Source organism: Streptomyces sp. NPDC026575, from assembly GCF_055567415.1.
Window position 1 is genome coordinate 204,703 of record NZ_JBVHQM010000005.1, and the last position, 21,252, is coordinate 225,954.

General features: G+C 72.0%; 17 protein-coding genes and 1 pseudogene. 7 read left to right on the forward strand and 11 right to left on the reverse strand.

The genetic code is table 11. From position 1 onward, the window contains the following. Positions 1-156 precede the first annotated feature (156 nt). Positions 157-1,053 carry a universal stress protein gene (locus ACZ4NB_RS08930; protein WP_467659503.1) on the reverse strand — a complete coding sequence of 299 codons (897 nt, stop codon included), beginning with the start codon at positions 1,051-1,053 and terminating at the stop codon, positions 157-159. 700 nt (positions 1,054-1,753) lie between these two features. Further along, positions 1,754-2,270: pseudogene (locus ACZ4NB_RS08935) on the reverse strand (LuxR C-terminal-related transcriptional regulator); the annotation flags it as partial. A gap of 27 nt (positions 2,271-2,297) precedes the next feature. On the opposite strand from ACZ4NB_RS08935, the gene ACZ4NB_RS08940 reads away from it, so the two are divergent. Then, positions 2,298-2,873 (forward strand): Rv1733c family protein, encoded by a 576-nt coding sequence (locus ACZ4NB_RS08940; RefSeq protein WP_467659505.1) that lies wholly within the window; start codon positions 2,298-2,300, stop codon positions 2,871-2,873. Between the two features lie 283 nt (positions 2,874-3,156). Here ACZ4NB_RS08940 and ACZ4NB_RS08945 read toward each other — a convergent pair whose 3' ends face one another. Continuing rightward, positions 3,157-5,250 (reverse strand): SpoIIE family protein phosphatase, encoded by a 2,094-nt coding sequence (locus tag ACZ4NB_RS08945; RefSeq protein ID WP_467659507.1) that lies wholly within the window; start codon positions 5,248-5,250, stop codon positions 3,157-3,159. Between the two features lie 326 nt (positions 5,251-5,576). Next, a complete protein-coding gene (locus ACZ4NB_RS08950; protein ID WP_467659509.1) occupies positions 5,577-6,368 on the reverse strand; it encodes an SDR family NAD(P)-dependent oxidoreductase in 792 nt (263 codons plus the stop codon). Between the two features lie 87 nt (positions 6,369-6,455). Between ACZ4NB_RS08950 and ACZ4NB_RS08955 the strand changes: the two genes are divergently transcribed. Then, positions 6,456-7,307 carry a helix-turn-helix transcriptional regulator gene (locus tag ACZ4NB_RS08955; RefSeq protein ID WP_467659511.1) on the forward strand — a complete coding sequence of 284 codons (852 nt, stop codon included), beginning with the start codon at positions 6,456-6,458 and terminating at the stop codon, positions 7,305-7,307. A gap of 37 nt (positions 7,308-7,344) precedes the next feature. On the opposite strand, the gene ACZ4NB_RS08960 is transcribed toward ACZ4NB_RS08955, so the two are convergent. Both ACZ4NB_RS08960 and ACZ4NB_RS08965 read right to left on the reverse strand, forming a co-directional pair. Then, positions 7,345-8,478, reverse strand: a complete 1,134-nt coding sequence (locus tag ACZ4NB_RS08960; RefSeq protein WP_467659512.1) for an FAD-dependent oxidoreductase — start codon at positions 8,476-8,478, stop codon at positions 7,345-7,347. A 562-nt stretch (positions 8,479-9,040) separates the two neighbouring features. After that, positions 9,041-10,261 carry an MFS transporter gene (locus tag ACZ4NB_RS08965; RefSeq protein WP_467659514.1) on the reverse strand — a complete coding sequence of 407 codons (1,221 nt, stop codon included), beginning with the start codon at positions 10,259-10,261 and terminating at the stop codon, positions 9,041-9,043. Positions 10,262-10,334: 73 nt separating this feature from the next. Between ACZ4NB_RS08965 and ACZ4NB_RS08970 the strand changes: the two genes are divergently transcribed. Beyond that, positions 10,335-11,093 carry a DeoR/GlpR family DNA-binding transcription regulator gene (locus ACZ4NB_RS08970; protein ID WP_467659516.1) on the forward strand — a complete coding sequence of 253 codons (759 nt, stop codon included), beginning with the start codon at positions 10,335-10,337 and terminating at the stop codon, positions 11,091-11,093. 75 nt (positions 11,094-11,168) lie between these two features. On the opposite strand, the gene ACZ4NB_RS08975 is transcribed toward ACZ4NB_RS08970, so the two are convergent. Together ACZ4NB_RS08975 and ACZ4NB_RS08980 are read right to left on the reverse strand one after the other, a co-directional pair. Next, positions 11,169-12,977, reverse strand: coding sequence for an alkaline phosphatase family protein (locus ACZ4NB_RS08975; protein WP_467659518.1), 1,809 nt, complete (start codon positions 12,975-12,977; stop codon positions 11,169-11,171). A gap of 250 nt (positions 12,978-13,227) precedes the next feature. Further along, the gene (locus ACZ4NB_RS08980; protein WP_467659520.1) at positions 13,228-13,668 is read right to left on the reverse strand and encodes a hypothetical protein; all 441 of its coding nucleotides are present in this window, start codon (positions 13,666-13,668) and stop codon (positions 13,228-13,230) included. Positions 13,669-13,946: 278 nt separating this feature from the next. Here ACZ4NB_RS08980 and ACZ4NB_RS08985 point away from each other — a divergent pair, with 278 nt between their 5' ends. The 3 genes from ACZ4NB_RS08985 to ACZ4NB_RS08995 all read left to right on the forward strand — a co-directional run bounded on the left by ACZ4NB_RS08985 (position 13,947) and on the right by ACZ4NB_RS08995 (position 16,820). Next, positions 13,947-15,206: a sensor histidine kinase gene (locus ACZ4NB_RS08985; protein WP_467659522.1), complete on the forward strand. Its 1,260-nt coding sequence runs from the start codon at positions 13,947-13,949 to the stop codon at positions 15,204-15,206. Then, entirely contained in the window at positions 15,191-15,838 is a 648-nt protein-coding gene (locus ACZ4NB_RS08990) for a response regulator transcription factor (protein ID WP_467659524.1), read from the forward strand. The genes ACZ4NB_RS08985 and ACZ4NB_RS08990 overlap by 16 nt, the downstream gene beginning before the upstream one ends. Before the next feature lie 73 nt (positions 15,839-15,911). Next, positions 15,912-16,820, forward strand: a complete 909-nt coding sequence (locus tag ACZ4NB_RS08995) for a YwqG family protein (RefSeq protein ID WP_467659526.1) — start codon at positions 15,912-15,914, stop codon at positions 16,818-16,820. A gap of 30 nt (positions 16,821-16,850) precedes the next feature. On the opposite strand, the gene ACZ4NB_RS09000 is transcribed toward ACZ4NB_RS08995, so the two are convergent. The 3 genes from ACZ4NB_RS09000 to ACZ4NB_RS09010 form a co-directional block, all read right to left on the reverse strand. Beyond that, complete coding sequence (locus tag ACZ4NB_RS09000) at positions 16,851-17,066, reverse strand: hypothetical protein (protein ID WP_467659528.1); 216 nt, start codon at positions 17,064-17,066, stop codon at positions 16,851-16,853. A gap of 39 nt (positions 17,067-17,105) precedes the next feature. Next, positions 17,106-18,767 (reverse strand): amidohydrolase, encoded by a 1,662-nt coding sequence (locus ACZ4NB_RS09005; RefSeq protein ID WP_467659530.1) that lies wholly within the window; start codon positions 18,765-18,767, stop codon positions 17,106-17,108. Positions 18,768-18,856: 89 nt separating this feature from the next. Next, positions 18,857-20,317: a purine-cytosine permease family protein gene (locus ACZ4NB_RS09010; protein ID WP_467659532.1), complete on the reverse strand. Its 1,461-nt coding sequence runs from the start codon at positions 20,315-20,317 to the stop codon at positions 18,857-18,859. A gap of 218 nt (positions 20,318-20,535) precedes the next feature. Here ACZ4NB_RS09010 and ACZ4NB_RS09015 point away from each other — a divergent pair, with 218 nt between their 5' ends. Further along, complete coding sequence (locus tag ACZ4NB_RS09015) at positions 20,536-21,147, forward strand: TetR/AcrR family transcriptional regulator (protein WP_467659534.1); 612 nt, start codon at positions 20,536-20,538, stop codon at positions 21,145-21,147. Positions 21,148-21,252 lie beyond the last annotated feature (105 nt).

Consider the following 21,252-nt stretch of genomic DNA (forward strand, 5'->3'; position numbering starts at 1 on the left):
ACCTCATGTGCTGTGCTGACGAGCCTGCCGCGCCCGGCGGTGGTCTGCCGCACGCCGCACCCCGTGGCGGGAACGGGGTCGGCTCCCGCTGGCCGGCGCCATCGAGCCGGCCCGGGCACTCGGCCGGTTGCCCGGAGGGTTCACGGTCGCCTTGCCTCACTCGTGCGGGACCACGGCCACGGGGCAGGTCGCATGGTGGATCGCGGCGTGTGCGACAGGTCCGAGGCGCGAGGCGAGCAGCGGGCGGTGGCGCCTGCGGCCGACCGCCAGGAGTTCGGCTCCGGAGACCGTCTCGATCACGGCCCGCGCCGGGCTCTCGGGGAGAACGGTCAGCCGCACCGCCACGTCCGGGAAGCGCTCCGCCCACGGGCCTACGGACTCTCGCAGCTCGGCGTCCGCTTCCTTGGTGATCGCGTCGGCCACATCGGGGTCGACCCCCCAGGGCGCGTAGGCGTGCACGGGGAGGGACCGTCCGTGCACGGCCTGCAGCGGCAGTCCACGGGTCGCCGCGGCATCGAAGGCGAAGGCGAGCAGGGGGTCGCAGGGACCGTTCAGGCTGACGCCGACGACGACCCGCGGCTCCCGGCCCGAGGGGGCCTCGTGCGCCGCCTCGGCGCGCTGCGCCTTGGCGGACCAACCGCCCCGCACCAGAACGACCGGCCCTTCGGCCCGGCCCACCACGTCCAGGCTCACATCACCCAGCACATAGCTCTCCCACGCGGTGAGCGCCCGCGTCCCGAGCACGACCATCCGCGATTCGTCGGCCGCGTGCAGCAGTGCCGCTTCGGCCTCGGCGCCCACCAGGTCCTCGACGATCCGCACATCAGGATGGCGTTCCCGTACCTCGTCCAGAGCCTGGCGCACGATCCGGCGGGCGCCGGCGTTCTGGTCGCGGTCGGGCGGGGTGTCCGGCGCCTCGGCGGCGAGCAGTATCCAGGCGTGGAGGAGCCGCAACACGGCCTTCCGCCGGTCCGCTTCGTCGGCCGCCCACTGTGCGGCCGCCAGACTCTCCACTGATCCGTCGAGCCCCACCGTGATGATCTCCGGCTCCATGGCTGTCCTTCTTCCCACGCGGCTGCGTGGATCCATCGCGGGTCGCCCGGGTAGCCGACCCTTGTTGTCCAGCCTGCGGGACATTCCGCCTCCGCACCAATGAGCCGTTGGGCCTTGCCAGGGGGGCCGAACGGCCCAGATTCGCTCGGCGGCGAGGGGGTCACGGTGTGATGGTCAGTACCTGGTCCACCGGTCGGCGCGGTGTGCGCGGGCCCTGGGGGCCGTAGCCCGGACGCAGGATCATCTGCACATTGCCGGTGCCGTGGACCGGGTCGCGCAGCAGCCAGCGCAGGTCCGGCCATTCCAGCGCCTGGGACGCGCAGGAGCTGGCGAGCCCTTCGCTGGTGGCGAGCAGCAGCACGCGTTCCAGGGCCTGGCCGGCGCGGAGCCAGTCGGCGGGGCGGTCGCGGGTCCAGCTCCGCTGTTCGGCGTCCCGTGCGTCGTCCATGCGGTCGTAGCCCTCGGCGTGCACGATCAGGTCGGAGCACCTGGCCAGACGGGCCGAGAGCGCGGGCGGCGGAATGACCGTCGAGGCGGGGCCGGACGGCGACACCCGTCTGCGGTGGTGGGCACCGCTCCCGGAACAGCACCGGCCGGCGGCGCTCCGGCCGCCGCGCCAGACCTTCGATGAGCAGGCGCTCAGTTCCCGTACCGCCCCATGCCCGTACCGCCCCATGTCCGCGCCGGACACCGTGCCGCCCCGTGTGGCGAGCACCGCGGCCTGGATGCGTCGCTCGACGCCGAGTTTGGACAGCAGAGGGGAGATGTGGTTCTTGACGGTCTTCTCGGACAGACAGAGCCGCGCACCGATCTGACGGTTCGTCAACCCTTCGCCGATCAGGTCGAGGATCTCCCGCTCCCGTGGCGAGAGCCCGGACAGCGCGTCCTCCTCGGGCCGGGCTTCGTCCTCCACGCCCCGCAGGCGGCGCATCAGCCGCGCCGTGGTAGCCGGGTCGAGCATGGACCGCCCCGAGGCGACCGTGCGCACGGCGGCGACCGGATCCGGCCCCCTTGATCTCCTTCAGCACATAGCCGGCCGCCCCGGCCGTGATCGAGTCCAGCAGCGCGTCATCGTCGTCGAACGAGGTGAGGATCAGGCAGGCCGGCCCCGGCATGTTCGAGCGCAGCTCACGGCATACGGAGACGCCGTCGTCATGCCGCAGCCCGCCGATGGGGACATTCGGCCCTCGCACCCGCCCGCCTGTGGTGAGACCCTCGATACCAGCAGGTGAAGGGGGTGCGGGATGACTCCTTGGAAACCGCACGCACCATGGCGGCGCGAGCCGCTGCGACGTGGCACGGACGTGGCGCAGTCCTGGCTGGCGCTGCTCACGGGGCTGGTCATCGCGGTGGCGGCGCCGGCCGCCGGGGTGGTGGCCGGTCAGGCGGTGCACGCCGCGTCCCAGCAGCAGCGCGCCGGATGGCACTCGGTCAGTGCTGTGGTGGCGAAGGAGCCGCCCTCCCGCATCGGCGTCGACACCAGTGGTGGCTCGGCAGGCCGGGTGCAGGCGGTGGTCCGGTGGATGGCCCCGGACCACAAGGCGCGCACGGGAGAGACGACCGTGGCGCCCGGCGTGCGCGCCGGGGACCGGACCACGGTGTGGCTGGACGGGCATGGGGCGCTGATACGGGACCCGGGCACCCCTGGGGACGCCCTGGCCATCAGCGTCGTGGCCGGCACCGTGGCCGCGTCGGGCACCGGATTGCTGCTCTTCGGCGCGGACAAGGCCGGCGTCCGCCTGCTGAACCGCAAGCGCTCCGCCCAGTGGGAGAAGGAGTGGGCGGAACTCGACGCCCAGGGGCGGCACCACCAGCAGTGACCGCGCCGAAGGCCCCTGGACTTCCCGTCCCGTACGGCACCGTCGTCGGGCACCGGAGCCATCGGATACCGGCGTCATCGGACGCCGGCGCGATGCAGGTACCAGCACCATTGGATCGTCCCGCGAGTGGCCGCTGAGCGTGACCGCTCGGTCCGCGACCGTGACTCGTAGAGGCGGGCGGATGTGTGCCGATCGGTCTCGACCGTAACGCCAGGGTCCGACAACGGCTCGATCCGTCGAGGGCGCCGCCGTACGGAGGGTTCGCCGCGCCACGTGCCGGGCGCTACGTACGAGGTGCGAAGGGCCGTATGCGGGCGATGAGGAGGGCGACGTCGTCCGGGTCGTCGGGGCGGCGGAGTTCGCGCAGGAGTCGGTCGCAGGTCTCTTCCAGGGTGCGGTCGGGCGCGTCGAGCAACTGGCGCAGGGCTTCGAGGCGTTCGTCGATGGCGTGGTGGCGGGTTTCGACCAAGCCGTCGGTGTACAGGACCAGTTGGTCGTCGGGGCCGAGGTCGATGGTGGTGGTCTCGAAGGGGACCCCGCCGACTCCCAGCGGGGTGCCGGTGGGCAGGTCGAGGAACTCCGGGCGCCTACCGCTGCGCACGAGGGCGGGGGGAAGATGGCCGGCGGTGGCGATATGGCATTCGCCGCGGTGCGGGTCGTAGGCCGCGTAGACGCATGTGGCGATGTAGTGCTCCAGCCCCGAGGTGATCCGGTCGAGGTGCTGGAGCACCTGGGCGGGGTCCAGGTCGAGGTCGGCGAAGGCGCTGGTCGCGGTGCGCAGGCGGCCCATGGTCGCGGCGGCGTCGATGCCGCTGCCCATGACGTCGCCGACGACCAGGGCGGTCTTGTCGCCGTCGAGCGGGAGGACGTCGTACCAGTCCCCGCCGATCTCGTAGGTGGCCAGCGCGGGCCGGTAGCGGGAGGCGACCTGGAGACCGGGGCGGTGGGGCGGATGGTCGGGGAGCAGGCTGCGTTGCAGGGTCTCGGCGGCGGCGCGCACGCTCTCGTGCGTGCGCGCGTTGTCGATGCAGACGGCGGCTCGGGAGGCCAGCTCGGCGGCGAGGGCGAGGTCGTCCTCGCTGAAGGGCAGGGGGTTGCGGGCGCGGCTGAGGCCGAGGAAGCCGAGGATATGGCCGCGGGCGGTGAGCGGGGCCATCATGTAGGAGTGCACCCCGGCGCGGGCCAGGAGCTCGGCGGCGTGGTCGTCGCGGGCGATGCGCGCCATGTCGGCGTCGTCGATGTGGGAGATCAGGATCGGCCGACCGGTGCGTACGCACTGGGTGGCCAGGCGGTCGGCGTCGAACGCGGCGATCTCACCGGGGCGGTCGACGGCGTCGACGGCCCCGGTGGGGTAGGCGGCCTTGACCGCGAGGGCGCGGAAGACCGCGGGGCCGCCGGCCCTGCTGGCCGGGCGGTGCTCGTCCAGTACGGAGTCGAGCACATCGACGGTGACCATGTCGGCGAGTTCGGGAACGGTGACGTCGGCCAGCTCGCGGGCGGTCTGGTCGACCTCCAGGGTGGTGCCGATCCGGGCGGAGCCGTCGGCGATCAGGGCCAGGCGCCGACGGGCCTCGGCGGCCTCCGTTGCCGCCTGATGGCGGTCGGTGACATCGACCACCAGGTCGGCCACTCCGAGTACTCGCCCCTGGGGGTCCTCCAGCCGGTACAGCGAGATCGACCAGGCGTGCTCGTGGCCGCCCGGGTCGGCCGGGGTGCGGCCGACAATGGTCGACTGGTCGACCATGGGAACCCCGGTCTCCATGACCTTGCGCATCGCGGCCTCCGGCACCGCGAACTTCGACGCGGTCATGATCTCTCGGTAGTGCCTGCCGAGGTGGTCCTTCGCGGGGATGCCGTGCATCCGTTCCAGGGCCGGGTTGACGGCGACGTACCGCAGATCGGTGTCGAGGATCGCCACCCCGATGGGCGACTGGGAGATCAGCCGGGTGGACAGGGCGACGTCGCGCTCCACCTCGCGCAGCGTCGGCGAGTCGGTGCCGAGCCCGAGTGCGTAGAAGTCGCCGCGGTCGTCGAGCAGCCGCATGTTGCGCAGCTCCACCATCCGCGCGGTGCCGTCCTTGTGCCGTACGGGGAAGGTGCCGCCCCAGGTCTTGCCGGTCTCCATGACCTCGGCGAATTCCTTGAGCACCAGGTCCCAGTGCTGTTCCTTGACGAGCAGCTGGGCGGCGAACTCCCCGAGCGCCTCCTCGGCCGGGTAGCCGTACAGGTCCTCGGCCTGCGGACTCCACAGGACGATCCGTCCCTCGGCGTCGAGCAGCACCGCGGCCACGCCGAGGAGATCCAGCAGTCCGCTCGGTTGGGGCGACCCGGCTGCCGACTCGGCGGAGCCGGCCGGAAGGTCATCGGCTGCGCTCACCGGGCCCTCCTTCCGGTCGCCGGACCACGCACGCACTCCCCTGGCTCCGGGCCGTGGCCTGCCGACGGGTGTGCCCCCGTCCCCACGTCCCGTGAGTGCTTCCGGCTTCCATGGTCCCCCCGGACCGGCCGACCGGACACCTCGCCCGGCCGAGGTCCCTACCCCCACGCCCCAGGGCGCCCCACAGAGCGTTTCGCGGGGCCTCGCCACCGGCCGGCGACCCGTCACCCTCCGTTACGCTCTGTATGCCGCGACTACCGCGGCCTCCTCACCGCATGTGGCTGACGGAGGCCACGGAGTCACCGGCACCGTGGACCGGTGGCGGCTCAGGCGCGCATCCCGCCGTCGACCCGGAGGACCGTACCGGTGACGTAGGAGGAGCGGTCGCTGAGGAGCCAGGCGGCGGCCTGGGCGATCTCGTCGGGATCGGCCGCGCGGCCCAGCGGGGTCTGGGCGTTGAGCTGGTCGATGGTGCCGGGGGACTTCTCGTCCCACTCGTGGAGCATCTCGGTCAGCGTGGTTCCCGGGGCGATGGCGTTGACGCGGATGCCCTCGGGGCCGTAGGTCGCGGCGGCCGATGCCGTGAGGCTGTTGACCGCCCGCTTCGCCGCGCCGTACGCGGGCAGCCAGGGGTTGGCCATCAGGCTGCCGACGCTGGAGGTGTTGACGATGGCGCCGCGTCGCGCGGTGTCGCGGATGGCGGCGATCTCGGCGGTCATGGCCAGCCACGGACCCTTGAAGTCGACGGCGCAGACATGGTCGAAGTCGGCCTCCGACAGCTGGTCCATCGGACCGGGCGGCTGGCCCGTCGCACCGTTGTTGAAGGCGACGTCGAGCCGGCCGTACAGCTCCACGGCCCGCTGTACGGCGGCACGGACGCCGGCCGCGTCGGACAGGTCGCACAGCACATAGTCCGCGATCCCGCCCACTTCCCGGATCTCCTCGGTCACCGCCTTGAGCTGGGACTCCGTACGGGCCGCGAGCAGGACCCGGGCGCCTTCCCTGGCGAACAGCCGCGCCGCGGCCGCACCGATGCCCCTGCCGGCACCGGTGACGAAGGCGACCTTGTCGGCGAGCAGGCCCGCGGTCGTGGTGGATGTGATGCGTGTGTGGTTCATGCCGACGAGCCTGTGTCCGACCGCCCCGCTCATCCAGGCACCGGCAGTACCTGGCTGGGCGATTCGATCACCACGCACACTGGGGAGGTGAATCGAAGAGAACTGGCCGACTTCCTGCGCAGCCGGCGTGAGCGGATCACCCCCGCCGAGGTGGGGCTGCCCGCCGGGCCGCGCCGCCGCACCCCGGGGCTGCGCCGCGAGGAGGTGGCGCAGCTGGCGTTCATCTCGACCGAGTACTACACGCGGCTGGAGCAGGCTCGCGCCCCGCACCCCTCCCGGGAGGTGCTGGCCCAGCTCTCCCGCGCCCTGCGCCTGTCGGACGCCGAGCGCGACCACCTCCACCACCTCGCCGGTGCCCCGCCCGGGCCCCCTGCCGGGCCGTCACGAGAGGTGCGGCAGAGCGTCGTCGACCTGCTGGACCGGCTGCCGGAGGCCGCGGCGCTCGTGATGTCGGCGACGTACGAGGTCATCGCCTGGAACCACCTGGCGACCGCCCTGTTGGAGGACTTCTCCGCCCTGTCGCGCCGCGACCGCAACCTCATCCGGCGCCACTTCCTCGGGCCGTACCGGGACGGCCGACGGCTGTACGGAGCCTCGGACGCCGCGGAGTTCGCCCGGACCTCGGCCCAGCACCTGCGCGCCGCCGCGGCCCGCTATCCCGACGACCCGGAGGTGACCGGTCTGGTCGAGGAACTCCTGTCCGGTAGCGAGGAGTTCGCCCGGCTCTGGGCCGCCCACGACGTGGCCGCCCGGCCCACCCTCTGCAAGACCTTCCAGCATCCGCTGGTCGGCCCCGTCGCGGTGGCCTGCGACGTCCTGGACATCACCGACCGGGACCAGCGGGTCGTCATCTACACCGCCACCCCCGGCTCACCGTCCGCAGAGGCACTGCGGCTGCTGTCCGTCGTCGGCACACAGCACATGGGCGTGCCCGGCTAGGTGCGAGAGCGCCGAGCGGCTGTCCGCCGCTCCGGGCTCAAGTGGCCTGTCGGTTCTGCTCGGTGAACATCTTGAGCATGGCCTGGGGTGTGTTGTTCCCGGAGTCGCTCCCGTGGACCTCGACGCCTTTGACGGCCTCGGCGCTGCGGACGAACATGGCCTGCTCGTACTCGGTGAGCGCGGCCTCGATGTCGTCGGGGCGCGCGGCGAGGGCCCTGCCGAGTTCGGCGCCGTCGAGCATGGCGAGGTTGGCGCCTTCGCCGTTCGGGGCCGCGAGGTGGGCGGCGTCACCGAGCAGGGTCACCCCCGGCACCCGGTCCCACCGGTGCTCGGCCGGCAGGGCGTAGAGGGGGCGCAGGACCGGTGCGGTGTCGCCGTCGGTGATCAGCGCGGTGAGCTCCGGTGCCCAGCCGTCGAACTCTGCCGCGATCCGCGCGGCCGCGGCGGCGGCATCGGCGAAATCGATGGCGGCGAACCAGTCCTGGGGCTCGGACAGCCCCACGTAGGCGTGCAGAGTGTCGCCGCTTTCCCGGTGGGCGAAGATCTCCCTGCCCGGGGAGGGCGCGATCATCGACCCGCCACCGACCGCTTTTGCGGCGGCCGGGTGCCGGGTGTCGGCGTCGAACAGATAGGTCTCGACGACCGACTTGCCGATGTACTCGGGTGTGGCGGTGGAGAGCAGCGGCCGGACCCGCGACCACGCGCCGTCCGCACCGACCAGCAGACTCGTGACGACGGTGCCGCCGTCGGCGAAGGTCACCTCGTAGCGGCCCTCGCCGAGGGCACGGGTGCCGTCGACCTTGTGCCCCCACCGGACGGTGCCGGCCGGAAGCGAGTCCAGGAGAATCCGTCGCAGCTCGCCACGCAGCGCCTCGGGGCGGCCCCCCGTGCCGTCGTCGGCTTCTTCGAACAGGAGGGTCCCGTCCCGGTCGAGGACCCGCATCGCCTGGCGGCCCTCCAGGACTATGGCGTGGAACGCGTCCATCAGACCGGCCGCCTTGAGCGCGAGCTGCCCGTTGTAGTCGTGGATGTCGAGCATCCCGCCCTGCGTGCGCGCCGTCGGAGAGGGCTCGGCCTCGTAGACCGTGACCGGGATTCCGTGGACGTGCAGCACGCGGGCCAGCGTGAGGCCGCCGAGTCCGGCGCCGATGATCGTGACGGGGGTGGGCATGGGCACTCCTCGGGGTCGGGACCGCCCGGCGATCTTCGGCGGCCGTTCCTGAAAAAGTGCCAGGCCCCGCCGACACGCCGCCGACAGTGCACCCACAGCCCCCGATAGACGACCGACACCCGACGCCGGCCATGTACGCAGGTCACTCGCCGCCGCACGGGACATAGCCGAAGCGAGACTGCGCGACACCGGCGACCTGACCCGCGAGGACCTCGACGGCTTCATCGAGCTGGAGCTGGAGGCGCACCGCCCCGGGCAGCCGGTCGCCACCTTCGACCTGACGGGCCGGATCCCCGCCGAGCCGAAGGAAGGCCCCTTCCGATGCGACTGGTCCGACGTCCCCCTGGACGAGCCCTGGAACCTGCGCTGCCACCGGGGAGGCCGGTACGGATGGAGAACCTGTTGTGCTTCTGAACGTGCGCGGCGGCCGACAGACAGCGTGACCGCTGCCGACGGCTCGGGCTGCGGCCCGGCCGGGTGTACGCCCGGCCGGGCCACCGTTCGGCGGCCCGCCCGATCCGCCTGAGGTAAGGGCCGTGGTCACGCCGTGGTCATGTTGCGGTCATACGGCCTCGGCTTCGGCCTCCTGGCGGACGGGGGCGGGACGTGCGGTACGCAGAATGCCCGCCGCGCCGGCGGCGACGAGGCAGCACGCCACGGGCAGGAAGAAGGTGAGGTTGAGGGGGACGAGGCGGGTCAGCGGGCCGATGAGGGCGGGCCCGGCGAGCATGCCGAGGTAGCCGAGGCCGGCGACGCGCGAGACATTGGCACCGGCGGCGTCCAGGTCGGTGTGGCCCGCGGCGCTGAAGAGTTGGGGGATGCAGCCGGACAGCCCGGCCCCGAACAGGGTCCAGCCGGCCAGCGCCGGGGGCGTCCACGGGGACAGCGCCGCCACCGTCAGCCCGAGCGCCGCCAGGGACGCGCCGTAGCGGAGTATCGCCACCGGGCCGAAGCGCGCGGCCACCCGGTCGGTCAGCAGACGGCCCAGGGTCATGGCCGTGGCGAAGGCACCGTAGGCGAGGGCGGCGGTGGCGGCCGGAGCATCCAGGACGTCCCGGAGATGGAGCACGCTCCAGTCGTTGGCGACGCCCTCGCACAGCATCAGCATCAGCGCCAACGCGGCGAGCAGCCAAATGCGCCGGGCTGTGCGGGGCCGGGCCGGGGCCGCGGTGGGGGCCGGCGCGTCGGGGTGTGCCTCCGTGGGTGCGTGCACGGCGCGAGAGGGCTCGGGGTGCAGCAGGGCGGGAGCCGCCAGTACGGAGACGATGACGCCCAGGAGAGCCGCCGCGCCGAGTGTGACCGCCGGTCCCGCGCCGCCGTCGAGAGTGCGCGCGCCGACCAACGCGGCCAGGACGCCGCCGATGGAGAAGGTGGCGTGGAAGGCGGACATGACGGGCCGTCGGTAGCCGCGCTCCACCTGGACGGCATGGGCGTTCATGCTGACGTCCAGGCAACCGTTGCCGAACCCGAGCACCAGCAGCGCCACGCCCAGCAGCCAGCCGTTCGCGGCCAGTCCCGGCAGGACGAGCGCGGCGCTGCACAGCACCGCGCCGGCCGGTACGACCCGGCGGGCACCGAGGCGGTCGGTGAGCCGGCCGGCGAGCTGCATCCCCGCGAAGGCTCCCGCGCCGAGCAGCAGCAGGAGCCAGCCGAGCACGGCATGGCCGACCCCGGCGCGATGCTCGACGGCGGGGATGTGCACGACCCACATCCCCATGAGGAAGCCGTTGAGGGCGAAGTAGACGAAGGTGGCGAGCCGGCCGGCTCGTAGCGTTCTCTCCATGCAAACGAACATAGCGAACATGATTGATGTTCGAAAGATTGCTATTCGAGCAGAATCGATGTTCAATATGGGCATGGTGAGCACGGATCGACTGAGGCAGATCTCCGACGCGGTACGCGGGGCCGGCCGCATCGGCGTCGCGGAGCTGGCGGCCCTCACCGGGGCCTCGGAGATGACCATTCGCCGCGACCTGGAGGTACTGGCCGACCAGGGCGTCTTGGAGCGCTACCGCGGTGGGGCGAGAAGTCTGCTGCTGCGCGGCGACGAGCCGCCGTTCGCGCTGCGGGTGCAGGAGGGGCAGGAGACCAAGCGGCGCCTGGCCGCCGCGGTCGCCGAACTGATCGCCGACGGCGAGTCCGTCGTCCTCGACAGCGGAACCACCTGCCTGGAAGTGGCCCACGCACTGCAACACCGCCGTCTGACGGTGATGCCGCTCTCGCTGCACGCCGCCAACGCGCTGGCCGCGGCACCGCAACTGACGCTGCTGGTGCCGGGCGGCCGGCCGCGGCCGGGCGAACTGGCGCTGACCGGCCCGCTGACCGCCGCGTCGCTGGCCGCCGTGCGCTTCGACACCGCCGTGGTCGGCTGCTGCGGGGTGACCGCGGCGGACGGCCTGACCGCGTACGACCTCGACGACGCCGCCGTCAAGCGCGCCGCGATCGCCTCGTCGCGCCGCATCATCGCCGTCGCGGAGGGCGCCAAGCTCTCCCGTACCGCCCTCGCCTTCGTCGCTCCCGCCGCCGCCCTGCACACCCTCGTCACCGACGAGGCCGCCCCGGTCGACGAGGCCGGGGCGCTGGCCGCCGCGGGCGTGACGGTACGGACCGTGTGAGCGTACGGACGGGGGTGAGCGTACGGACGGGGTGAGCGCCGGCGCCGTCCAACCGGTCGGCCGGCCGGGCGCCGGTTACCGGGTCGGTGCCGACGCGGCGGAGCCGGGGTGCGGGCCGTACGACGTCAGGAAGCGGTCGCGGAAGGCGTCCATGTGCCAGACGGGCGCCTTCGGGCCGGGCTTGAGGCCGGTCTGCCAGCCCCAGTCGGAGATCCGTTCCAGCACGGCCGGATCGTGGGCGACGATCGCGACCGGTACGTCCCGGCCGGCGTGCTCGCCGGTGACGGCCGGAACGGGCTGGTGGTCACCGAGGAAGACCAGCACGGTGTTCTTGTTGCCGTACTTCTCCACGTAGGAGATGAGGCTGCGCAGCGAGTACTGGATGGCATGCCCGTATTCGACAGGCACCTGTGCGGGGTCGCGCCACACCTCCGTGGGGTTCTTGCCCGCCTTCTGTATGGCGTTGTAGACCGAACCGTCACCGACCTCGTTCCAGCCGAGCATCTTGGGCAGCGGCGCCCAGGGGTTGTGACTGGACGTCAGGATGATCTCCGACATCAGGGGCTTACCGCCCGGCTTGCCGTGCTGGAGGCGTTCGAAGGCGGACAGGCTGTACTGGTCGGGCATGGTCGACCAGCTGAACTTGGGGCCCCGGTAGCCGAGGTTCCGGGAGTCGTAGACGCGGTCGAGACCATAGAACGTCCCCTCCGGCCAGGACCGGGTGACCCCCGGCATGATGCCGACGGTCCGCCAGGCCCCCGTGCGCCGGAAGGCACCGGTCAGGCTCAGGCGGTCGCTGGAGGTGACGGTGCGGTAGCGCTGCTGGTTGTTGATCCACAGGCCCGACATCAAGGTGGAGTGCGCCAGCCAGCTGCCCCCGCCCGCGGTCGGCGAGGTCAGCCAGGCGCTCCGGGCGGAGAACCCGGCCTTGCGCAGTCGGCGGGTCCCGTCCGCGAGTACGGCGTCGACCCCCGGAGCGATCTTCGGGTCCTCGACGGCGCTGCGCCCGTAGCTCTCGATGAAGGTGAAGATGACGTCCTTGCCGCGCAGCCCGGTCAGCAGTCGGTCGGGCGGAGTGTCGTGGAAGGCGTCGCCGGCGGCCGCCTCGGCGAACGCGCGCTCGTCCTTGAGGTCCGCACGCACCTGGTCCACACGGTTGCCGACCAGCTCGGCAACGTTCCTGGAGGAGACCGGGACACCGGCGATCTGCACGCCGAGCGCCGTGACGGCGACCCAGGACGTCCCGAGCAGCAGGGTGGTGCCCGTCGCCGCGGCCGTGTGCCGGGAGATGACCTGGCTCAGCCGGACGACCGCCAGCGTCATGAGGACCAGCAGGGCGACGACGAGGACCAGCACGCCGATCACGGCGCCGATGGCCCCCGCCTCGCCGGCCGAGTCCCTGAGGAAGGACTCGGCGTCGCCGAAGAGGCCCCAGTCGAGCACGGGGTCGAAGGGTCGGGCCAGCACCGAATAGAAGCCCATGTCGAGGAAGTCGAGGACGGTCAGCAGGCCGAGGGCCACCCCGGCGAGCACCGCCGCCACGCGCCGCGCCTTCGGCGGCAGCACGAGCAGCAGAGCGGCACCGGCGATCCCCTCCACCGGGATACGTGCGAACTGCCCTGGTGTGAGTCCGGAGAGCTGGTCGGGCAGGAGCAGGGCGAAGAGTACGAGTACCGCGGAAAGGACGGTTGCCGTCCGCGCCAGGACCCGCGCGGCAGCCGGGTGCCGATCGCGCCACCCGCCGACCGCCCTGCCCTCCGCCCGATCCTTGGCCGGAGCGGACACCGCCGGCTCCGCGCCGCCCTCGTCCGGCGTCCGGCCCTCCGCCTCCTCCGTCGCCCGGTCCGTCTCCGGCAGCTGAGGAGAGCGCGTCAAGTGCGGCACCCGATGGTCCTTCCCTACGAAGCCCGGTGGCGGTACGGCGGGCGGGCCCCGGGAGGCCGAAACCCGCCGCTGTCTGTATCTGTACGGGCTACGGGCGGGCTGCGTTCAATCACCGGACCGGCGCTTCGCACGTTTCCCGTTGGCGACGATAGGGACGATAGGACCATGCGGGGAGCAGGAGCCTTCCGGCACCCGCGCCGGGAGGCCGGACCGGGTCAGCGGGCCGGTGTGTCCAGCAAGTGACGGCGGGTCAGCGCTTCTTGGGGAAGGCGGTGCGCAGTCCGGATCCGTTGACGAGGAAGGCAGCCGCGGCCAGGGCGATCGCACATGCACCCTGCATCGCGATGAACCACACCGGGAGGGCACCGGGGATCGTGTCGATGGCGACGATCACGGGCGGCATGACGATCGTGATGATGCGTATGCGCAGATAGGCCCAGCGCGCTCCGCGTGCGGCGAGGACCGTCAGCCAGTAGGTCACCGCGGCGCTCGCCAGCACTCCGGCCGACCGGCCCCACATGAACGAGGTCACCGGCTGTGCGGTGAGCGCGAGGACGGCGACCGTGACGAGGACCGCGGCACTCAGCACGCCGTAGACGGCGACGAGGACCTTCACCTTGCCGAAGGCCGGGTGGGTGTCGGTGCGGTTCAGGTGAGTGGGCTCGACCGTGGTGCGCTGGGTGGTTTCCATGTCTCCGTCTTCCGTTGCGTTGTCTTTGTGCGTTGTCTTTGTGCGTCGTCTGGTGCGTCATCTGTCGCGTGTCCGGTGCGATCTCCGGTGCGATGTCCGATGTGGACTCCGGTGCGATCTCCGGTGTGATGTCGACGTTAGGAAGCGCATGGGTGGCGCGGTATCGGCCTGGACGTACGGCTGGGTGGGGCTGGACCCACTCCCGAGCCGATCCGTGCGGAATCCGGCTCCGGTCGGCGCACAGTGGACTCACCGAGCCGAAGTGAGAAGGAAGAGACATGCGACAGCTGATGACGTGGGTGGCAAGCGCCTGCGTGGGGTTCGTGCGAGCGTGCATGGTGGCGGTCGTCACCCTGCTGGTGCCGGCCGTATGGGCCGCCGCCGTGGCCCTGGGGATCTGGTGGGGGGCGGCGAACCCGTGGTCGTGGCTGGCGCCGCTCGTGCTGGTGAGCGTGGGCACGCTCGCCCTGTCCCGCCCGGTCTGCCAGATGGTCCGCCGCCTCGTCGCGAAGTGGACCGCCACCGAGATCCCCTCCGGATACCGGCAGGCCGGACCGGTGACGCAGTTGTCCACCGGGTACTGGTGGAACGGCTTCGGCTACGAGCGCACCAGCCGCGACGCTCTCATGGACCAGAGGTGGCGGGTCCGGTGGCGCGACCCCGCCAACTGGCGCGACCTGCGGTTCACGGCCATCGCGCCGCTCACTGCGGGTGTGGTCGCGTCACTCCCGCCGGCCGCCCTGGTCGCGGCGGTCCTCGGGCTCGGCCAGTCGGAGCCCGCCGCACGCGTCATAGGGGCGCTCGGTCTGGTCGTGGCCGTCGCCGGTGCCCCGTACGCCTGGCGACCCGTCGAGCCGGTGGCCGTCCGTTTCCTGCGCCCGTCGCCCGAGATGGCGCTGGCGGAGCGGGTGGACGAGCTGACCGCCCAGCGCGCGGACACCACGGTCGCGCAGGCCGCCGAGATCCGCCGGATCGAACGGGACCTGCACGACGGGGCACAGGCGCGCCTGGTCCTGCTCGGGCTCTCCTTGGCCACCGCGGAGAAGCTGATGGAGACCGACCCCGAGCGGGCCAAGGAGCTGCTGCGCGAGGCGCGAGCCGGCGCTGCCACGTCGCTGACCGAACTCCGCGAACTGGTCCGGGGCATCAACCCGCCGGTGCTGAACGACCGGGGGCTCATCGACGCGCTGCGCGCGCTTGCGCTGGACAGCCCGCTCGAAGCGGCGCTCAGCGCCGAGGTGACGCTGCGCCTGGACCCGCCGATCGAGTCCGCCCTGTACTTCGGAGTCGCCGAGCTGATGACCAACGCGGTCAAGCACGCCCGCGCGACCCGGGCGCGCATCATCGTCTCCCGGGACGGCAACGACATCGTCGTTGATGTCGAGGACGACGGTCAGGGCGGGGCCGACGAGCGAACCGGCGGTGGGCTCGCCGGGCTGCGCCGCCGCCTCGCGGTCTTCGACGGCACTCTGGAGATCAGCAGCCCGGTGGGCGGTCCGACCCGTGCAAGGATGGTCGTGCCATGCGAATCGTTGTAGCCGAAGACCTCTACCTCCTGCGCGACGGGATGGTCCGCCTCATCGAGGCGTACGGACATCAGGTGGTGGCGACCGCGACCACCGGCCCCGAGACGCTCGACGCGCTGCTGAAGTGGCGGCCGGACGTCGCCGTCGTCGACGTCCGCATGCCGCCGACCCAGACGGACGAGGGGCTGCGGGCGGCCCTGGCCGCGCGCCGCGAACTGCCCGGACTGCCGGTGCTGATCCTCTCGCAGTACGTCGAACAGCTCTACGCCCGCGAGCTCTTGGCCGATGGCTCCGGTGGCATCGGCTACTTCCTCAAGGACAGCGTGTTCAACGCCGACCAGTTCGTCGACGCCCTGGAGCGGGTCGCCGGGGGCGGGACCGCCATGGACCCGGCCGTCATCGCGAAGCTGCTGTCCAGCGGACCCTCGAACCGGCGACTGGGGCAGCTCACGGAACGCGAACACTCCGTGCTCGGCCTCATGGCCGAAGGGCTGTCCAATCAGGCCATCGGCCGACGGCTCTTCCTCAGCGACAGCGCCATCAGCAAATACACCACCTCCATGTTCGGCAAACTCGGCATCACCGATGACGACAACAGCAATCGCCGCGTCCTCGCGGTCCTCGCCTACCTGAACACCCCCTGACGTCTCGGGCCCGGACGGCCACCGAGTCCGGGCTCTGCGGCCGTTGTCAGTGGCTCGGTGCATCATCGTTCCCATGACACAGCGCACCACTGAACCGCTGCACACGCTCGCCCACGAGCACCTGCCCGCCGAGATCGCCGAGCGGTGGATCGGCCTGCTGCGGCCGAGCCTGCGCCTGGAGAAGGCCACGGGCACGAGTACGAGTACGAGTACGAGTACGAGTACGAGTACGAGTAGCGGTACCGGTGCGGATACGGGGCCAGTCGTGGGTCGGCTCGGCGGCCTGCCCGAGCTTCCGGAGAGCCAGGAGTGGCCCGTGTGGGAGGGGCACGGCCCGCTCTCCTTCGTCGCCGCGCTCGACTGTGCCGCGCTCCCCTCCGCCGCCCTCGACATCGCCCTGCCGGCAGACGGGACGCTGGCCTTCTTCTACTTCGACGGGCAGTTGGACGACGGCTGTGCGGTGGTCGCGCCCGATGAGCCCGACAGCTGGGCGGGGGCGCGGGTGCTGTACATACCGGCGGACGTTCCGGTCGCCGAACGGACCGCGCCGGCAGGGATTCGGCCGTACCCCGAGGTAGCGGTGACGGCGCGGGTTGAGGAGACGGCGCCGTTCCCCGAGCATCCGGTGATGCACCGGGAGTTCGCGCAGCTTCCCGAAGACCACCCGTTGCACGACGAGGAGTTCGCGGACGCCCTGTGGGACCACTGCGAGGGCACGGAGCACCGCCTCGGCGGCCACGCGACACCCGTGCAGGCCGAAGTGGAGTTCGAGGTCGCCCGCGGCGCGCTGGGCAGCCCGCCGTGGGACGATCCCCGCATCGACGAGGAGGCTCTCCGCTGGGTGCTGCTCGCCCAGTTCGACTCGGACGACGACGCCGACATGATGTGGGGCGACTGTGGTGCCCTCTACTGGCTGATACGCCCCGAAGACCTGGCCGAGGCCCGCTTCGACCGCGCGATGTTCACCTGGCAGTGCGGCTGACGGATCCATCCGGCCCGGCCGACTCGGACGTCACCCCCTGACGGAGCCGGGCCGGCTGACGGGTGGGAAGGGGCGGCTCTCCGCCTTGGCGGGCGGGCCGGTGATGAAGTCCTCCGCGCGCTCCTCCCCCGCGGGCTGGTCGGCCGCGTCCGGCATGGCGCACTCCCGCCGCAGCGCGGCCGCGCAGTGGTTCATGACCTCCACCAGGTCGTCCTCGTAGTGCACGATCTCCCCCTCGCCTCTCATCCACGACCTTCCCGTCACCTCTCGTGCACGATCTCCCCGTCACCTCTGGTGCACGATCTCCCCGCCGACGACTACCGTCTCCGCGACCGTGCCGGGGATGTCCTCCGGCCCGGTCCGCAGGATGTCCCGGGAGAGGACCACGAAGTCGGCCAGCTTGCCGACGGTCAGCGAGCCCCGGTCCTCCTCCAGGAAGTTGGCGTACGCCGAGCCCATCGTGTACGCGTGCACCGCGGTCTCGACGCTCACCGTCTCCTCCGGCTGCCAGGCCGCACCGCCCGCCAGCGGCTGCCGGGTGACCGCCGTGTAGATGCCGATCATCGGGTCCATCTCGGCGACGTTCCAGTCGCTGGAGAAGGCCAGTACGGCGCCCTCGGTGTGCAGGCTGCGCATCGGCCATGCCTTGTGCCAGCGCTCCGGGCCGACGTTCTGCGCCCAGTCCTGACCGGGTCCGGCGATCTCCGGGGCGCAGTGCCGCGGCTGCATACAGGCCACCACCCCCAGCTCGGCGAAGCGCGGGGTGTCGCGGGGGTCGAGGCATTCGACGTGCACGACCTGGTGGCGGGCGTCGCGCGGCCCGTTGACCGTGCGGGCCCGTTCGACCGCGTCGAGGACGGTGCGGATGCCCCGGTCGCCGGTGGCGTGGACGAAGCACTGGAAGCCGCGGGCGTCCAACCCGGTCAGCAGGTCGCCGAACTCCTCCGCGGGGTAGAAGGTCTCGCCCCGGTGGTGGCGGCAGCCCGCATAGGGCTCCAGGAGGGCGGCCGTCCGCGGCTCGACCACATCGTCGATATAGAGCTTGAGGGGGCCGACGCGCAGCCGGTCGTCGCGGTGGCGGCGCGCCGCCTCGGCGAAGTCGTCGAGGTCGGCGGCGGTGGTACCGCGCGGGTGGAAGAGCGCCGCGACGATCCGGGAGCGCAGCCGGCCCTCGGCACGGGCGCGCTCGAAGAGGGCGAGGTCGTCCAGGGAGTTCTGGGGTTCGACGACGGTGGTGAGGCCGAAGCCGATGGCGTCGTCGAGGCTCTTGGCGAGGCGCCCGTACTGGCGGTCGGCCGAGGCCCAGGGCACGCCGAGTTCCTTCAGGGCGCGGTGTCCGGCGCGGGAGAGGCCCTTGATCGCGAAGTCCTTGACGAATCCGGTGGGTTCGCCGGTCTCCGGGTCGGTCTCCGCCTCACCGAAGGGCAGGCTCGTCCGGTTCCGGTCGATGCCGAGGCGGCGCAGGGCCGCGGTGTTCAGCCAGGCGGTGTGCACGTCGTAGCTCAGGACGAAGGCGGGGGTGTCGCCGGTGACCGGGTCGAGGTCGCCGGCGCGCGGCATCCGGCCGCCGGGGATCGCCGAGTAGTCGAAGCCCTCGGCCTCGATCCACTCGGCGTCCGGGTGGGCGGTGCGCCAGGCGCGGATGCGCTCGTCGATCGCCTCCAGGGTGCGCGCGCCCGCGAGTTGGACGCAGGCGTCGTCGGAACCGAGCCGGACGTGGTTGTGGGCGTCGATGAAGCCGGGCAGCACCAGCCGACCGCCGGCGTCGATCACCCGGGTGTCCGGACCGGTCCACGCCGCCGCGTCCGCGCCCGTGCCCAGCCATACGATCCGGCCGTCGCGCACGGCGAGTGCCTCGGCCTCGGGCAGGGCGGGATCGACGGTGTGGATACGGGCCCCGGTGAGGACCAGTTCGGCGGGGGCGGCGGGCGGGGTGGTACGGGTCATGAGGGTGAGGCTCCCGGTGGCACGTAGGGGGAAGAGGGGCGAGGTGGGTGAGGCGAGGTGAGGTGAGGCAGGACGGGACAGGGGGCGTATCAGGCGGCCGGTGTCGTGGCGGACAGGCCGCGCCCGGCGAGCGCCCAGTAGGCGAGGCCGGAGACGACCGCGCCGGCCAAGGTGAGGTCGGCACCGCCCAACGGCGCGACCAGGGGGCCCGTCCACAGCTCGGAGTCGCAGGTCAGGGCGGCGAAGAGCATCCCGGCGAGCAGTGCGGCCAGCCCCGCCGGGTGGTAGCCGGAGCGGTACCAGTACGCGCCGGCGCGCCCGGAGTGCAGCGCCGCGGTGTCGTACCGGCAGCGGCGTAGCAGCATGTCGGCGAGGAAGACACCGCCCCAGGGGGCGAAGACGATGATCAGCAGGGAGAGGAAGGAGAGCAGCGACTCGGTGAAGTCGGTGAGGAAGAGGGCGCCGAGCGAGCCGAGGGCGGTGACGGCGGCGCTGATCACGATGGCTTTGGCCCGGCTCCAGGGGATGCCGAGGACCTGGAGGTTCAGCGAGGAGGAGTAGAGAGTGATGATCGAGTTGGTGACCGAGCCGAGGAGGACCAGGGCGAGGAAGACCGGCTGGAACCATCCGGGCAGCAGCCGCTCCGTCCCGGCGACGGCGTCGGCCATATCCGTCCGGCTCGCCGCGGCCACGCCGATGACGCCGAGCGCGACGGAGGACAGGAAACCGCCGAGGGCACCGCTCCAGGTGAGGGCGCGCAGTGACGTCGTCTTCGGCAGATATCGGGTGTAGTCGGCGGGCATCGGCACGTACGAGAACGGCCCGGCGAGCATCACCACGAACGCCAGGCTCCAGCCCGCGGCTCCGGGGGCGCCGTCCCGGGCGGTGAGGTGCGCTCCGGGCAGGACGAAGACCAGCAGCGCGGCGAAGCCGACGGCCAGGATGTAGGCCATCCAGCGTTCGGCGAACTGGACCGTGGCATGGCCCCACATCGCCACCACGAAGGTGAGCGCGAGGGTCACCGCGAGCGCGAGCGCACGGGCGAGGTTGCCGCCCTGCCAGCCGAGGTCGGCGAAGAACGCCTCCAGGGCGAGGGTGCCGACGACCGTGTTCACGATGGTGTAGCCGATGCTGACCACCCAGTTGAGCAGTCCGGCCGGCCAGTTTCCGCGGACGCCGAAGGCGGCACGGGAGATGACCAGGGTGGCGGTTCCGGTACGGACCCCGCTCAGACCCGCCGCGCTGATCGCGAAGAACGACAGCCCGCCGAGGACCACGACCGCGGTCGCCTGCCAGAAGGAGAGCCCGAAGCCGACCGCGAGGGCGCCGTTGATCACGTAGGTGAAGGTGAGGTTGGAGCCGAACCAGAGCCAGAAGAGGTCCTTGGCGCTGCCGTGCCGCTCGTCGTCGGGGATCGGATCGATGCCGTGGGTCTCGACCCGGAACACCTCGTCGGTGGCGGTGGGGTCGCCGTCCGCGCGGGCGGCGGGTGCGGATGCGCCACCCGTCCCCGTCGTCCCGATCGTGTCCGCGTTCGGCTGCTGTGCCATCCGCACACCGCCCTTCCCTGCCGGATCCAGATCTTGAATGCCGTTCTAACTTTTAGAACGGCATTCAAGGTGTGCGACCACTCCCCCGCCCGTCAAGCCCCCTGCGCGAATTCGTGGATAGGGTTCGACGCACAGGAGGACGTCACAGGCGAAGCCGGTACGTCACGGGAGACCGGGAAATCCGGGACGGCGCAGAACAAAGAGCAGGGGCGATACGGGTGGCACGGGCGGCACGGCGGCGGGACGGGCATATCGCCCAGGAACGGATGCTTGAGGAAGCCATGGCGGCCATCGCCGAGGACGGCCTGGCCGGGCTCACCATGTCCGCCCTCGCGGAGCGCCTGGGCACCAGCGGCGGCCACATCCTGTACTACTTCGGCAGCAAGGACCTCCTGCTGCTGGAGGCCCTGCGCTGGAGCGAGGCCGCCCTCACCGAGGAGCGGCGGGCACTGCTGACCCGCCGACTGTCCGCCGAGCGCAAACTCGACCTGTTCCTGGATCTGTACCTGCCGCGCGGCCCCCGCGACGCCCGCTGGATGCTGTGGATCGAGCTCTGGGCCCGTACGCCGTCGAACGAGTCGCTGCACCAGGCCCAGGAGGAGATGGACCAGGGCTGGCAGGACGACCTGGAGTCGCTGCTGTCCAAGGGCGTGGAACGCGGACGGTTCGCACCGCTGGACGTATCGGCGCGCGCCTCCGAACTCCTGGCGCTGCTCGACGGGTTGAGCACCCGGGTCGTCCTCGGCCAGCGCGGCAGCGACCGCGCCGGGGCGCTGGCCGCGGCCCGCTCCGCCGCGGAACGCCTCATCCCCCGGCCGACCGACGCATAACCGATCGCTCCAGCGCACGACACCGAAAAAGCACGCCCGGAAGTGACGTCCATTCGTCAATGACAAGGTGACGACGAGACAGGTCCTCCCCGCACCCCCTCACCT

Bases quoted from the DNA above. Each gene is read 5' to 3' on its own strand.
- ACZ4NB_RS08930 (WP_467659503.1), bottom strand. From the start codon at position 1,053: ATGGAGCCGGAGATCATCACGGTGGGGCTCGACGGATCAGTGGAGAGT.
- ACZ4NB_RS08940 (WP_467659505.1), top strand. From the start codon at position 2,298: ATGACTCCTTGGAAACCGCACGCACCATGGCGGCGCGAGCCGCTGCGA.
- ACZ4NB_RS08950 (WP_467659509.1), bottom strand. From the start codon at position 6,368: ATGAACCACACACGCATCACATCCACCACGACCGCGGGCCTGCTCGCC.
- ACZ4NB_RS08960 (WP_467659512.1), bottom strand. From the start codon at position 8,478: ATGCCCACCCCCGTCACGATCATCGGCGCCGGACTCGGCGGCCTCACG.
- ACZ4NB_RS08965 (WP_467659514.1), bottom strand. From the start codon at position 10,261: ATGGAGAGAACGCTACGAGCCGGCCGGCTCGCCACCTTCGTCTACTTC.
- ACZ4NB_RS08970 (WP_467659516.1), top strand. From the start codon at position 10,335: ATGGTGAGCACGGATCGACTGAGGCAGATCTCCGACGCGGTACGCGGG.
- ACZ4NB_RS08980 (WP_467659520.1), bottom strand. From the start codon at position 13,668: ATGGAAACCACCCAGCGCACCACGGTCGAGCCCACTCACCTGAACCGC.
- ACZ4NB_RS08985 (WP_467659522.1), top strand. From the start codon at position 13,947: ATGCGACAGCTGATGACGTGGGTGGCAAGCGCCTGCGTGGGGTTCGTG.
- ACZ4NB_RS08990 (WP_467659524.1), top strand. From the start codon at position 15,191: ATGCGAATCGTTGTAGCCGAAGACCTCTACCTCCTGCGCGACGGGATG.
- ACZ4NB_RS08995 (WP_467659526.1), top strand. From the start codon at position 15,912: ATGACACAGCGCACCACTGAACCGCTGCACACGCTCGCCCACGAGCAC.
- ACZ4NB_RS09000 (WP_467659528.1), bottom strand. From the start codon at position 17,066: ATGAGAGGCGAGGGGGAGATCGTGCACTACGAGGACGACCTGGTGGAG.
- ACZ4NB_RS09005 (WP_467659530.1), bottom strand. From the start codon at position 18,767: ATGACCCGTACCACCCCGCCCGCCGCCCCCGCCGAACTGGTCCTCACC.
- ACZ4NB_RS09010 (WP_467659532.1), bottom strand. From the start codon at position 20,317: ATGGCACAGCAGCCGAACGCGGACACGATCGGGACGACGGGGACGGGT.